Annotated in this window: 12 protein-coding genes and 1 pseudogene; 4 read left to right on the forward strand and 9 right to left on the reverse strand. The window is 65.0% G+C overall.

The genetic code is table 11. The annotated features are described in order from the left end of the window. Nucleotides 1-1,128 carry a hypothetical protein gene (locus tag LPJ38_RS33840; protein ID WP_145638961.1) on the forward strand — a complete coding sequence of 376 codons (1,128 nt, stop codon included), beginning with the start codon at nucleotides 1-3 and terminating at the stop codon, nucleotides 1,126-1,128. 119 nt (nucleotides 1,129-1,247) lie between these two features. Here LPJ38_RS33840 and LPJ38_RS33845 read toward each other — a convergent pair whose 3' ends face one another. The 3 genes from LPJ38_RS33845 to LPJ38_RS33855 form a co-directional block, all read right to left on the reverse strand. Continuing rightward, nucleotides 1,248-1,736 (reverse strand): VOC family protein, encoded by a 489-nt coding sequence (locus LPJ38_RS33845; protein WP_145638963.1) that lies wholly within the window; start codon nucleotides 1,734-1,736, stop codon nucleotides 1,248-1,250. 27 nt (nucleotides 1,737-1,763) lie between these two features. Beyond that, a complete protein-coding gene (locus LPJ38_RS33850; RefSeq protein WP_145638965.1) occupies nucleotides 1,764-2,192 on the reverse strand; it encodes a VOC family protein in 429 nt (142 codons plus the stop codon). A gap of 128 nt (nucleotides 2,193-2,320) precedes the next feature. Next, nucleotides 2,321-2,833 (reverse strand): cupin domain-containing protein, encoded by a 513-nt coding sequence (locus LPJ38_RS33855; protein WP_008568982.1) that lies wholly within the window; start codon nucleotides 2,831-2,833, stop codon nucleotides 2,321-2,323. Nucleotides 2,834-2,961: 128 nt separating this feature from the next. Here LPJ38_RS33855 and LPJ38_RS33860 point away from each other — a divergent pair, with 128 nt between their 5' ends. Then, nucleotides 2,962-3,180, forward strand: a complete 219-nt coding sequence (locus LPJ38_RS33860) for a CsbD family protein (protein WP_145638967.1) — start codon at nucleotides 2,962-2,964, stop codon at nucleotides 3,178-3,180. 177 nt (nucleotides 3,181-3,357) lie between these two features. Here the strand turns inward: LPJ38_RS33860 and LPJ38_RS33865 are convergent, their stop codons facing one another. The 5 genes and pseudogenes from LPJ38_RS33865 to ggt all read right to left on the reverse strand — a co-directional run bounded on the left by LPJ38_RS33865 (nucleotide 3,358) and on the right by ggt (nucleotide 9,564). Further along, nucleotides 3,358-3,822 carry an FKBP-type peptidyl-prolyl cis-trans isomerase gene (locus LPJ38_RS33865; RefSeq protein ID WP_091898973.1) on the reverse strand — a complete coding sequence of 155 codons (465 nt, stop codon included), beginning with the start codon at nucleotides 3,820-3,822 and terminating at the stop codon, nucleotides 3,358-3,360. Nucleotides 3,823-3,882: 60 nt separating this feature from the next. Next, the gene (locus LPJ38_RS33870; protein ID WP_145638969.1) at nucleotides 3,883-6,174 is read right to left on the reverse strand and encodes a xanthine dehydrogenase family protein molybdopterin-binding subunit; all 2,292 of its coding nucleotides are present in this window, start codon (nucleotides 6,172-6,174) and stop codon (nucleotides 3,883-3,885) included. A gap of 2 nt (nucleotides 6,175-6,176) precedes the next feature. Continuing rightward, a pseudogene (locus tag LPJ38_RS38375) lies at nucleotides 6,177-7,194 on the reverse strand (FAD binding domain-containing protein). Nucleotides 7,195-7,198: 4 nt separating this feature from the next. Further along, nucleotides 7,199-7,813, reverse strand: coding sequence for a (2Fe-2S)-binding protein (locus tag LPJ38_RS33885; protein WP_145638972.1), 615 nt, complete (start codon nucleotides 7,811-7,813; stop codon nucleotides 7,199-7,201). A 164-nt stretch (nucleotides 7,814-7,977) separates the two neighbouring features. Then, nucleotides 7,978-9,564 (reverse strand): gamma-glutamyltransferase, encoded by a 1,587-nt coding sequence (gene ggt, locus LPJ38_RS33890; RefSeq protein WP_167520631.1) that lies wholly within the window; start codon nucleotides 9,562-9,564, stop codon nucleotides 7,978-7,980. A 209-nt stretch (nucleotides 9,565-9,773) separates the two neighbouring features. Between ggt and trhO the strand changes: the two genes are divergently transcribed. Together trhO and LPJ38_RS33900 are read left to right on the forward strand one after the other, a co-directional pair. Beyond that, on the forward strand, nucleotides 9,774-10,556 hold the full coding sequence (gene trhO, locus LPJ38_RS33895) for an oxygen-dependent tRNA uridine(34) hydroxylase TrhO (protein WP_145638976.1): 783 nt from the start codon (nucleotides 9,774-9,776) through the stop codon (nucleotides 10,554-10,556). Beyond that, nucleotides 10,546-10,764: a SlyX family protein gene (locus LPJ38_RS33900; RefSeq protein ID WP_145638978.1), complete on the forward strand. Its 219-nt coding sequence runs from the start codon at nucleotides 10,546-10,548 to the stop codon at nucleotides 10,762-10,764. Before trhO ends, LPJ38_RS33900 begins: the two co-directional genes overlap by 11 nt. A gap of 9 nt (nucleotides 10,765-10,773) precedes the next feature. On the opposite strand, the gene LPJ38_RS33905 is transcribed toward LPJ38_RS33900, so the two are convergent. Continuing rightward, nucleotides 10,774-12,678, reverse strand: coding sequence for a diguanylate cyclase domain-containing protein (locus tag LPJ38_RS33905; protein WP_145638980.1), 1,905 nt, complete (start codon nucleotides 12,676-12,678; stop codon nucleotides 10,774-10,776). Nucleotides 12,679-12,812: the final 134 nt, after the last annotated feature.

Consider the following 12,812-nt stretch of genomic DNA (forward strand, 5'->3'; position numbering starts at 1 on the left):
ATGGTGAACCGGGCAAGACAGTTCATGGGGCGTGCAGCGCTGCTTGTTGCCGTGGCGCTCTGCTCGGCTGCGCTCGGCATCGGTTCAGTCGCAGCTCAATCGTCGTCGCCGAGTCCCTCCCCGTCACCGAGTCCTTCGCCGTCGCCGAGCCCCACGCCTTCACCAAGTCCATCGCCGTCACCAAGTCCCACGTCGTCACCGAGCCCTGCGCCGGGTCCATCCGCGACGCCGACCGGCGCCGAGTCCAGCGGCAATTCGACCGGCGGCCTCGCCAATCAGCGCTTCAACCAGATGATCACCAACCGCGTGCTCGGCACGGTGCTGCTCGGCGTCAACGAGCAGGTCAATTGCGGCGACTGCGTCAGTGCTTTCGGCTCGGCCGGCTCGTTCTCTGCCGGCATCCACGGCCGCAAGGAGCTGACCAACAATCTGTCGCTGCTCGCCGGCATCGCCTATACGCATTACGACGGGAAAGGCTACGAGATCACGAGCGCGCCGATCGGCGCCTTTGCGCTGCGCTACGATTTCACCGACTGGGGCTCGTCGCGCCCGTTCTTCGACGTCGGCACGATCCTGACGCCGTGGCAGAAGGCGCGCTACACACGCAGCTACGACACCAGCCTCGGCCCGGTCAGCGTGACCAGCTCGACTAACGCCTCGAACTATGCCGTCTATGGCCGCGCCGGGTGGATCAGCCGGCTGTCACCGCGCGACGAGGTCGCGGCCTCCATCGAGGTGTGGCAACTCTGGCAGCGCGTATCGGGCTACACCGACAGCGCAGTGGCCTTCAATCCGTTTGACGCCACCCTTGCGACCGGGACCGACCGCGCCAGCCTGGTCAAGATCGGCGGCCAGTGGACGCATCTCTACGGCAGCAACATCGAGGCCAACATCAACGGCGGCTGGGTGCAATCCTTTGCGACCCACAGCGGCATCGTGGCGACCGTGACCGGCCAGGGCATGGTGGTGCCGACCATGGGCAACCAGGGCTGGTTCGAATATGGCGGCCGCCTCGGATTCCGCGTGCAAAAAGGCTGGATCGTGGATCTCTTCGCCAATGGCACGCTGGGCCCGCAGCCGGTCGGCAACACCATCCATGGCGGCGTCGGGCTCAGGATCAATTATTAGGGCGGGCACGGTCTCGTAGGGTGGGCAAAGCGAAGCGTGCCCACCACTTCTCTTGATCGCGGGCAAATCGTGGGCACGGCGCAAGAGCGTCTTTGCCCACGGTACGACATTGTCGCGCCTCACGCCGCCGACTTGCCCTCGAATGCCTGGCGCAGCACGTCCACGTCGAGCTTCACCATCTTCATCATGGCCTGCACCACGCGTGCGGCCGCGGCCTTGTCGGGACTCGACAGGAATTCGAACATCGCCTTCGGCACCACCTGCCAGGCCACGCCCCAGCGATCCCTGAGCCAGCCGCACTGCTCTTCCTTGCCGCCATGCGCGAGGAACGCGGTCCAGACGCTGTCAACCTGGGACTGGTCGTCGCAATCGATCATCAGCGATATCGCGTGGGTGTACTCCATCTTCATGCCGCCATTCAGCGCGACCAGGCGCTGCCCGCCGAGGGTGAACTCGACGACGAGCACCGAGCCCTCCTTGCCGGACGGACCATCGGAGACGTTGCGCTGGACGTGCACGATCCTGGAATCGGGCAACAGGGAGACGTAGAAATTGGCGGCCTCTTCGGCATCACCGTTGAACCACAGGCAGGGCGTGACCTTGGACATGTGAATGCTCCTGTTCCACGGCTTCGATCAGGCCGTGGCCATGGCGGGCTGCAGCGGGGCCGCCGCGAGGTCCATCCAGTTGACGCCCCACATATGACCGTCCGGATCCTCGAAACTGCGGCCGTACATGAAGCTGTATTCGTCCTTCGGGCTGGGATCAGCCATGCCGCCCGCGGCCGCCGCCCTGCCGACGATATCGTCGACGTCGCTGCGGCTGTCCGCGGACAGGCAGAGCAGCACCTGGTTCGAGGACTTGGCATCCGCGATCGGCTTCGGCGTGAACTGGCGGAATTTGTCGTGGGTCAGCAGCATGGCGAAGATGGTCTCGGAAAAGACCATGCAGCTCGCCGTGTCGTCGCAGAATTGCGGGTTCTTGACCGCACCGATCGCCTCATAGAAGGCGGTCGCACGCTTGAGGTCGGTCACCGGCAGGTTGACGAATATCATCTTGGGCATCGGAAGCTCCTTGGCGGGTTCTGCCCAAGGACGGATGGCCAGGCAGCCACCCGACATCGCTTCCGAATATTTTTGAGGTCGCGCCTGCGGGGGTCCTGTCGCATGAACCCCGCGCCGCCTCGGAAAGCCTACTTCTTCTCGTTGGGATCGCGGTGAACCGGGTCGATCCACAGCACCGTCTCGGGCTTTTCGACCGGCTCGATGTCGAGATTGATCGCCACCGCCTCGCCGTCGCTGCGCACCAGCACGCACTCCAGCACCTCGTCGGGGCTGGCGTTGATCTCCTGATGCGGCACGTAGGGCGGAACGAAAATGAAATCGCCGGGGCCGGCCTCGGCGGTGAATTGCAGCTTCTCGCCCCAGCGCATCCGCGCCTTGCCCTTCACGACATAGATGACGCTTTCGAGATGGCCGTGGTGATGCGCGCCGGTCTTGGCGTCGGGCTTGATGCTCACCGTGCCTGCCCACAATTTCTGCGCGCCGACGCGGGCGAAATTGATGGCAGCGGCGCGGTCCATGCCTGCGGTCGACGGCACGTTGGTGTCGAGCTGGTTGCCGGGAATGACGCGCACGCCGTCATGCTTCCAGCGATCGTCATGATCGTGGTCATGGTGGGAATGCGAATGATCATGGCCGGTCATGGGGCTTGCCTTCTGTTGGTTCCGTGCGCGGCAAACTAACCCAAAGCAGCGCCCGCCAGCCATACCAAAATCGGAACCCTCGTAGCCGTCCAGCGTTGTCATTCCAAGCAAACCGAAAGGAGAATTCCATGGGCAGCACGACTGACAAGATCAAAGGCACCGCCAACGAGGCGATCGGCAAGGCCAAGCAGGGCATCGGTGAAGCCACCGGATCCGATCGCATGAAGGGCGAAGGCGTGGTGCAGGAAGTGAAGGGCAAGGGCCAGCAGGCCATGGGCGATGCCAAGGACGCCGCAAAGGACGCGATGGATCGCGCTGCGGCCGCCGCACGTCGCGCAGCGGAATAATACGCACAAGCTGAAACCGAAAAGACCGGCCGCAAGGCCGGTCTTTTTGTTCTGTTCTCTCGTCATGCCCGGGCTTGTCCCGGGCATCCACGTTCTTTCTTCAGGCTGCCAAGGCGTGGATGGCCGGATCAAACCCGGCCATGACGACGCGGAAAGACGATGCGGAAAGACCTGGGCTCACTTCACTGCGAGCAATTCCACGTCGAACATCAGCGTCGCGTTCGGCGGGATCACACCGCCGGCGCCACGCGCGCCATAGCCGAGCTGCGGCGGGATGATCAGCGTGCGCTTGCCGCCGACCTTCATCGAGGCGACACCCTCGTCCCAGCCGGCGATGACGCGGCCCTTGCCGATCGGGAATTCGAACGGCTCGTTGCGGTCGACGGAGGAGTCGAATTTCTTGCCCTTCTGGCCGTTCTCATAAAGCCAGCCGGTGTAGTGCATCACGCAGATCTGGCCGGGCTTCGGCGAAGCACCCGTGCCGGCGACGCTGTCGATGATCTGCAAGCCTGAAGCTGTGGTCATGGTCTTTCCTGCGGTCTGGGCCGAGGCCGTGGTGGAAACGAAATGCGACACGCCGGCGATCACGGTGATCGCGAGTGCCGACATCAGGGCGAGAAGCGCGCGCTGAAAACGCTGCATAAGGCACCTTCCGTTTGAGGCGGAAGGTGTCTAGCGCAACGCGGGTGAGGTTTCCACCCCTCACACCTCGATATTTTCCAGCCGGACCGGGAGCTTGCGAATGCGTTGTCCTGTGGCGTGGTAGATCGCATTGCAGATCGCCGCATTGGTGCCGACATTGGCGAGCTCGCCGAGGCCCTTCACGCCGACAGGATTGATGCGATCATCCTCCTCGGAGAGCAGAATGACCTCGACGCCTGATACGTCCGCATTCACGGGGACGAGGTAATCAGCAAGGTTATCGTTGACGTAGCGCGCATAGCGTTCGTCGATCTCGGTGGCTTCCAGCAGCGCCGACGACATGCCCCAGATCAACCCGCCCATCAGCTGGCTGCGCGCCGTGCGTGGATTCATGATGCGACCGCCGGCGAAGGCGCCGACGAAACGCGGGCAACGGATCTCGTGCGTGAAGCGAATGATGCGGACCTCGACGAACTCCGCGCCAAAAGCATACGCGATCTGGTCCTTCATGGAATGCCCACCCACGAGCCGCACCTGCCCGCTATGCATGGCGCGGAACGAATCCAGCGGCGCACCTTCCGGCTTCCACTCGCCATATTCCTCGACGACGCCGACCCCGAGCGCGTCGAAGGCCTTCTCCAGGTCGAGCGGACGGTCACCCTTCGCCGCTTGCGTTGCCGGTGTCTGGCCGATGCCCACGGTCTCCTTCGCCTTGTCCGCCAGGCTCTGGCTCGGCACCACCGCCTTGAACAGACGCTGCCGGATCTGATCGCACACCATCATCACCGCGGAGCAGGTGCTGGCGGTCGAGTTGGAGCCTCCTGCAACGGGCGCCGGCGGCAGATCGCTATCGCCGATGAAGACGGCGACCTTCTCGAGCGGCACTCCGAGCCGTTCGGAGGCGGTCTGCGCGATGACGGTGTAGGCGCCGGTGCCGATCTCATGGCCGGCGATCTCGACGCGGGTGCGGCCGTCGCGCTGCAGCCGCACGCGCGCGGCTGCGGGTCCCATCTGCGCGGGATAACAGGTGGCGGCACAGCCATAGCCGATCAGCCAGTCGCCGTCCGACATCGATTTCGGCTCAGGCGACCGTTGCGCCCAGCCGAACGCCTTGGCGGCCTCGTCGAAACAGGCCATCAGCGACCGCGAGGTGTAGGGTTTGCCGCTGATCGGCTCGTTCGTGGTGTCGTTGATGCGACGAAGCTCCACCGGATCCACGTTCAGCTTCACCGCGAGCTCGTCCATCGCGCTTTCCAGCGCGAACAGATACGGCACTTCCGGCGGCGAGCGCATGAAGCCGGGCGTGTTGCGGTCGGCGCGCACGATCGAGACCAGGCTGTCGACGTTCGGGCAGGCATAGAGTCGCGTCGTCGTCTTGGTGCCGCCGACGCAATAGGCATCGGGTCGCGACGACACCTCGGCGCCTTCGTGCTTGAGCGCAACCAGCTTGCCGTCGCGGCGCGCACCGAGCTTGATCTCGTGGCGGGTCTCGGCACGATGGGTGGTGATGGTGAAGCCCTGGTCGCGGGTCGGCACCAGCTTGATCGGCCGGTTCAGCCGCTTGGCGATGCCGGCGATGATGGCGGTGCGCGGCGTCATCGAGCCGCGTGAGCCGAATCCGCCGCCGACATAGGGGTTGACCACCCGCACCTTGTCGGCGTCGATGCCGAGTTGCTCGGCGACACCGTATTTGAGGCCGTACACGAACTGGCTTGGCTCGTAGATGACGAGGTTGTCGCCCATCCAGGCGCAACTGGTCGAGAACAGCTCCATTGGATTGTGATGTTGCGTCGGTGTCTCGTAGGAGGCGGTAAGCTTGACCTCGGCCTCCTCGAACGCCTTGGCAAAATCGCCGACCTTCGGGTCTTCCTTGAACTGGGCAGTCTGCCCCTTCGCGGGCGCCGTGGTCGTCCCGGGCGAGTCGAAGGTCGCGCTTGGCGTGGCGGCCGTATAACTGACCTTGACGCGGTTGGCGGCCTCGCGCGCCGCCTCGTAGCTTTCGGCCACGACCACCGCGATGATTTGGCCGTCATGGGCGATCTCGGCCGATTTCAGCGGCTGGATCGTCGTGCCCGCATAGCCGCCATTGCTGAAGAGCTTCGACTCCTTCAGCTTCGGTGCGTTCTCATGGGTGACGATGTCGATCACGCCGCGGACGCGCTTGGCCTCGCCGAGATCGAAGCTGTCGACCCGTCCCTTAGCGATCGCGCTGATGACGAGGAACGCATAGGCGGGATCGGCAAGCGGCATGTCGGACGCATAAGTCGCGCGTCCCGTCACTTTCACGACCGCGTCATAGCGCGGCACGGGCTTGCCCATGTTGGTCTTGGGCTCGGGAGCAGCAGCGGTCATGATCAGATCTCCATCGTTACGGCCTGCTGGAGCGCGCGCGCCACCACGCGTTTGCCGAGCGCGATTTTGAAGCTGTTGTGCCGCCGCCCCCTGGCCTCTGCGAAAGCGGCATCGGCAACCCGCTGCGCCAAGCCGTCGTCGAATTTCTGTCCCTTGAGAAGCGCCTCCGCCTCGCGCGCCCGCCAGGGCACCGTGGCGACGCCGCCGAGCGCGACGCGCGCATCCCGGATCGTGCCATCCTGCACGTCGAGGGCGATCGCGGCCGAGGACAGCGCGAACTCGTAGGATTGGCGGTCGCGCGCCTTGAGATACACCGAGCGCGGCCAGCGGCCCTGGATCGAGAAAGCCGAGATCAGCTCGCCAGGCTGAAGCGAAGTCTCGATGTCGGGGGTCGTGCCCGGCGCCTTTGTGAAGCTGGGAGAACGGCATGCTGCGCGTGCCACCCTTGCCCGTGATCTCGACCAGAGCATCCAGCGCAATCAGCGCCTGCGCGAAATCGCCGGGATAGGTCGCGATGCATTGGTCCGAGACGCCGAGTACCGCATGCATGCGGTTGACGCCGTCCATCGCGGCGCAGCCCGAACCGGGATTGCGCTTGTTGCAATTCTCATAGGAGACGTCGCGGAAATAGCTGCAACGCGTCCGCTGCATCACGTTGCCGCCGAGCGTCGCCATGTTGCGCAGCTGGGCACTGGCCGCGAGCTTCAGGGAATTTGCAATCACCGGATAGTGCCGCTGGATCTCTCCATGCGCGGCAACATCCGACATTTTCGCGAGCGCGCCGAGGCGCAATCCGCCTTCCCTGAGCTCGATTGCCGACCAACTGCGCGCGAGCGGATTGATGTCGACGATCGCGGCAGGCCGCATCACGTCGAGCTTCATCAGGTCGATCAGCGTGGTGCCGCCGGCGAGCGGCTGCGCAGGGGCCTTTGTCAGCGGATTGTTCGCGGCCGCGGCGGCGCCGAGCGCCTGCACGGCCATGTCAGGGTCTGTCGCCCTCTGATACGAAAACGGTCGCATGCGCCTAGCCTTTCAGGATTTCGGGCGCGGCCTGCTTCACCGCCGCGACGATGTTGGGATAGGCGGCACAGCGGCAGATATTTCCGCTCATGTATTCACGGATGTCGGCCTCGTTGCTCGCATGCCCCTCCTTGACGCAGGCGACGGCGGACATGATCTGGCCCGGCGTGCAATAGCCGCACTGGAACGCGTCGTTGTCGATGAAGGCCTGCTGCATCGGATGCAGATGGTCATCGGTAGCCAGCCCCTCGATGGTCGTGATCTCCTGCCCCTCCGCAGCGAGCGCCAGGGTCAGGCACGACACCACACGTCGGTCGTCGACCAGCACCGTGCAGGCCCCGCACTGGCCGTGGTCGCAGCCCTTCTTGCTGCCGGTAAGCTTGAGATGTTCGCGCAGCGCATCGAGCAGCGTAGTACGCGCGTCGATGCTGAGGCGCTTGTCCTTGCCGTTGACCTGCAGCGTGACGTCGACGGGAAGCGACGGATCTTGTGCGGCCGGAGGCCTGGCGTCCTCCACGGCCCCGCGCGCCGTCATCGGGACCAGCGCACTGCCAGCCGCAGCGGCCATGAAGGCGCGCCGATCGAATGCTGATTGTTTGGAACCTGGTTTGTCGGACATCGACGCCTCCGCCGCTGAGCTACAAGCAGCGCACGCTGCACCGCCCATCGCCCCTTAACCTGAAGCAATGAGCTCCGTTCCGAACGCGAAAAGGGCGATGCCGCAAATGCCGCATCGCCCTTCGTCAACTTTTCCTGATCTTACGCCGGGAACCTCGTGACCGCTCAATAACCCAGCGCGCAACCGTCCTTGCGCGGATCGGAACCGCCGGTCAACGTGCCCTTGTCCCAGTCGATCCAGATCGCCTGGGCACCGCCGAGCGGGGCGACCACGCTGGTGGTGTTGTGGCCGAGCTTCTTCAGGCCCTCGACGATCGCGGCCGGCACGCTGTCCTCGAGCTGGTACTGGCCCTCGTAATGCAGGCCGCGCGGCATGTCGATCGCCTCCTGCACGTCGCAGCCATAGTCGAGGATGTTGGTCAGCACGTGGGTCTGGCCGACCGGCTGATACTGCCCGCCCATCACCGCGAACGGCATCACGGAGCGACCGCCCTGGGTGACGAGGCTCGGCATGATCGTGTGCAACGGCCGCTTGCCGCCGGCGATGCTGTTCGGATGACCCGGCTGGATGCGGAAGCCGCCGGCGCGGTTCTGGAACAGGACTCCGGTCTTGTTGGAGACGATGGCCGAGCCGAAGGAATGCGCGATCGAGTTGATGAACGAGCAGACATTGCGGTCCTTGTCCACCACCGTGATGTAGATGGTCGAGGGGTTCATCGGCGGCGCGACGTTCGGCAGGTCGAGCATGCCGTCCATGCGGATCTTGCTGATGTGCTCGTCGCAGAATTCCTTGGCGAGGATCCTGGCGACCTCGATCTGCATGTGGTCGGGATCGGCGACGTGCAGCTCGCGATGCATGTAGGCGATGCGCGCCGCTTCCGCCTCGAGATGGAAGCGCTCGACGCTGAGCGGCGCGTATTTCGTGAGGTCGAACCTCGACAGGATGTTCAGCATCAGCAGCATGGTCAGGCCCGGGCCATTCGGCGGGCACTGCCAGACGTCGTATCCCTTGTACATGGTGCCGATCGGCGAAGTCACTTCCGTGGTATGGGCGGCGAAATCGTCGAGCGTGTGCAGTCCGCCGATTCCCCTGAGGGTCTCGACCATGTCTTCCGCGATCTCGCCCTTGTAGAAGGCATCGCGGCCGCCCTTGGCGATGGCGCGCAGGGTCTTGCCGAGCTCGGCCTGGCGGATGACGTCGCCGGCGACCGGCGGCTTGCCGCCCGGCAGCAGATAGCGCACGGTGTTGGTGCCGGCCTTGAGCTTCTCGAACTGGTTCTTCCAGTCGAAGGCGATGCGGGGCGCGACGACGTAGCCTTCCTCGGCCGCCTTGATCGCGGGCTGGAGCAGGCGATCGAAGCCGAACTTGCCGTGATTGCGCAGCACGGTGGCGAAGGCATCGACCACGCCCGGGATCGAGACCGCATGCGCCGAGGTCAGCGGCACGGAGTTGATCTTGCGTTCGAGATACCAGTCGGCGTTCGCCGCCTTCGGCGCGCGGCCGGAGCCGTTGTAGGCGAGGATCTTGCCTTCGCCCCGCGGCTGGATCAGCGCGAAGCAGTCGCCACCGATGCCGGTCGATTGCGGTTCGATCACGCCGAGCACGGCCGAGCCTGCGACCGCCGCGTCCACCGCCGTGCCGCCCTCGCGCAGCACCTCGATCGCGGCGAGCGATGCCTGCGGATGCGAGGTCGCCACCATCGCGTTGGTGGCGTGAACCGTGGACCTGCCGGGGAAATGGAAGTTTCTCATGCGAATTCTTGCTCTCGTTAGGCTCTCTGGGCCGTGGCCGCGGTGGCGCGCCATCTCGGGAAAACCGGGCTTACATGACACATTCCGACCTCCCGGAGCAATGCTGGCATACCAGTGAAATGGCTGCCATCCGCTGGGCGTATGGTCTGCTCGGCGTTCGGCCCCGGAGCGGGTTTTCCCAGCGACGGTCGCCTGCTAAACGAGCCGCCATGCCCGACGAGAATTCGCTCACCAAGGTTATCGCCTTCTACCAGTTTGCCGCCCTCCCGGATTTCCGGGAGTTGCGCGAGCCGCTGCGCGCGTTCTGCGCCGGCCTTGCGCTAAAGGGCAGCGTGCTGCTGGCCCAGGAGGGCATCAATGGCACCGTCGCCGGCGCCCCGGAGGCCATCGACGCGTTCGCGCATGAGCTCGCGCACGGCGACATGTTCGGCGGCAGGCTCGACAATCTCGAGCTCAAATACTCGACCGCCGCGACGATGCCGTTTGGCCGGCTCAAGGTGCGGCTGAAGAAGGAGATCGTCACGCTCGGCGATGCCGCCGCCGATCCGACGAGGCAAGTCGGCACCTATGTCGACGCGTCGGAATGGAATGCGCTGATCGCGGCCCCCGACACGCTGCTGCTCGACACCCGCAACACCTTCGAGGTGGCGATGGGCACGTTCGAGGGTGCGGTCGATCCCGGTCTCAAGAGCTTTGGCCAATTCAAGGATTTTGCGGCAGAGCAGCTCGATCCGGCCAAGCACCGCAGGATCGCGATGTTCTGCACCGGCGGCATCCGCTGCGAGAAGGCGAGCGCGCATTTGCTCGCGCGCGGCTTTTCCGAGGTCTATCATCTCAAGGGCGGCATCCTGAGATATCTGGAGGAGGTGCCGGAGACACAGAGCCGCTGGCGAGGTGAGTGCTTCGTGTTCGACGAGCGCATCGCGCTCGGCCATGGATTGCGTGAACAGGGCCTGCTCGGAGGGGACAAGGAGCACGGCCGTGACGAATGAGATCAAAGGTCTGAGCGAGCGCATCGACATGCTGGAGACGCGCCTGACTTACCAGGACGACACCATCGAGACGCTGAACCAGACCATCACGGCGCAGTGGAAGCAGATCGATGTGCTGACGCGGCAGGTCGCACAGCTGAACGAACGGCTCCAGGAGGCCGAGGCGAACGCGCCGGGGCCCGCCAATGAACCGCCGCCGCATTATTGAAGCGATGAGCTACTGACCCGAGGCCTTGGCCATCAGGCCGGCGACCTCGCCGGACATCATCAGCCGGTTGCGCCCGGCCTCCTTGGCCGCATAGAGCGCCTGGTCGGCCGCCTCGACGAGCGAGACCACGCCCGCCGTGCGCTCCAGCACCGGCCGACAGGCCGCGCCTCCGAGCGAGGCGGTGACAAAACCGGTCGCATGGTTGGTGGTGTGAACGAGGCCCGCCTCGCCGATCGCCCGCCGGATCCGGTCGCCAATCCGGGCGCAGCCCGCGGCATCAGTGCTCGGCAGCAGCATGGCGAATTCCTCGCCGCCATAGCGCGCCGCCAGATCGCCGGGACGCTGCGTCTCGGCCGCGATGACCTGCGCCACGACGCGAAGGCAGGCGTCGCCGGCGGGATGGCCGTATTCGTCGTTGTAGGCCTTGAAGTGGTCGACGTCGATCATCAGCAAGGCGAGGCTGGAGCGGTCGCGATAGGCGCGCGCCCACTCCTCCTTCAGCCGCTCGTCGAAGCGGCGACGGTTGGCAAGGCCGGTGAGGCTGTCCTCGATTGCGAGGGTCTCGAGCCTGGTCTCCAGCTTCTTGTGTTCGGTGATGTCGCGCGAAATCGCCACCACGCCGTCGACGCGGCCATTGTCCTTGAGCGTCACCCGCATGGTCGATTCGAGCCAGACTTCGCCGTTCTCCCGGTGCGAGTTGCGATAGACGAGGCGCGCCTCCTCCTTCTCGCCACGCTTCATGGCATCGACGACAGCCTGGACCTGCGGCAGGTCCTCCGGATTGATGCCGGCGAGCGCGGGGGTGCCGATCAATTGATTGGCGCGCCAGCCGACGACGCGCACCGACGAGGGCGAGACATAGCGTATCCGCTCGTCGAGCCCGATGCGGGTCACCATGTCGCTGGAGCCTTCCGCGAGCAGGCGGAAGTGGGCCTCCTTCTCGGTCAGGGCTGCGGCCATGCGCTGACCCCGTTGCAGCTGCCGCACCAGCAGGGCACCGATGATCGCGATCAGCATCACCAGCGCGGCGACGTAGAGCATGCGGGAGGTTGCGGCAGCGCGCCAGGGCGCCAGCAGTTCGTTCTTGTCGACGGTGGCGAGCAGGACCAGCGGATAACGGCTGCTTCGCTTGAAGAAGCTGACGCGCTCGGCGCCGTCCAGCGGCGATTTGAAATGATAGGCGCCGCCCGGCCGCTGCAGGCTCGCGTCGCGGAACAGCGGCTTGTCGGCGACACTGTGCCCGACGAACTTTTCGTTGTTAGGACTGCGCGCCACAATCAGTCCGTCGCCATGGGTCAGGGCTACCGAACTGTTCCGGCCGAGCTCGAACTGCTGGTAAAAATGCGAAAGATAGTTTGCGCTGATGGTCGCAAGCGCAACGCCGCCGAAACTGCCGTCCGGCTTGTTGAAGCGGCGCGTCAGGGTGATCAGCCATTCGCCATCCAGGAGGCTCTTCACGGGACGGCCGACATGGGGCTCTCGTTTCGGCGAGAGCTGGTGATGACGGAAGAACGCGTCATCGCTGAAGGTCGAGCCGATCGTGCCGGGTGCTGTCAGCCAGTTGCCCTGATCGTCGATGATGGCAAGGCTGTGGATGCGCTCGATAGCCTTCTTGCGCGCATCCAGCAGTGTGCGCAGCTTCGCGATCGTGGCGGGGCCGGCACCGTCCAACTCCAGCCGGGTGACGATGCCGACGACGCCGGAATCCAGGAGATCGAGGCTGTCCTCCGCATGCTGCGTCAACGAACGCGCGACGTTCGCCATCTCAGCCTCAGCACCTCGGAGGACCGCATCGCGCGCGGCCCATTCGCGCCAGCCGCTGACGCCGAGGATGGTCGCGCAGGTGAGCACGACGAAGGCCGCCGCGCGCAGCGGCAGACGGCTCCATCCGGCTCTTTGGTGAGTAGCACTCATGCGACAGAATTCTCCGATGTTCGGAAACTCTGCCGCTTCTGTTAGTGAACTCTGAAGCCACTACCGCAATACGTGGCGATCTGCCCCTTTCCAGTAGTCCTACGGACGGACGGAATCGGTGCATCGCTAACAAG

The organism is Bradyrhizobium daqingense, assembly GCF_021044685.1.
Taxonomy (GTDB): Bacteria; Pseudomonadota; Alphaproteobacteria; order Rhizobiales; family Xanthobacteraceae; genus Bradyrhizobium; species Bradyrhizobium daqingense.

Bases quoted from the DNA above. Each gene is read 5' to 3' on its own strand.
- LPJ38_RS33905 (WP_145638980.1), bottom strand. From the start codon at position 12,678: ATGAGTGCTACTCACCAAAGAGCCGGATGGAGCCGTCTGCCGCTGCGC.
- LPJ38_RS33850 (WP_145638965.1), bottom strand. From the start codon at position 2,192: ATGCCCAAGATGATATTCGTCAACCTGCCGGTGACCGACCTCAAGCGT.
- LPJ38_RS33840 (WP_145638961.1), top strand. From the start codon at position 1: ATGGTGAACCGGGCAAGACAGTTCATGGGGCGTGCAGCGCTGCTTGTT.
- trhO (WP_145638976.1), top strand. From the start codon at position 9,774: ATGCCCGACGAGAATTCGCTCACCAAGGTTATCGCCTTCTACCAGTTT.
- LPJ38_RS33855 (WP_008568982.1), bottom strand. From the start codon at position 2,833: ATGACCGGCCATGATCATTCGCATTCCCACCATGACCACGATCATGAC.
- ggt (WP_167520631.1), bottom strand. From the start codon at position 9,564: ATGAGAAACTTCCATTTCCCCGGCAGGTCCACGGTTCACGCCACCAAC.
- LPJ38_RS33870 (WP_145638969.1), bottom strand. From the start codon at position 6,174: ATGACCGCTGCTGCTCCCGAGCCCAAGACCAACATGGGCAAGCCCGTG.
- LPJ38_RS33860 (WP_145638967.1), top strand. From the start codon at position 2,962: ATGGGCAGCACGACTGACAAGATCAAAGGCACCGCCAACGAGGCGATC.
- LPJ38_RS33865 (WP_091898973.1), bottom strand. From the start codon at position 3,822: ATGCAGCGTTTTCAGCGCGCGCTTCTCGCCCTGATGTCGGCACTCGCG.
- LPJ38_RS33845 (WP_145638963.1), bottom strand. From the start codon at position 1,736: ATGTCCAAGGTCACGCCCTGCCTGTGGTTCAACGGTGATGCCGAAGAG.
- LPJ38_RS33885 (WP_145638972.1), bottom strand. From the start codon at position 7,813: ATGTCCGACAAACCAGGTTCCAAACAATCAGCATTCGATCGGCGCGCC.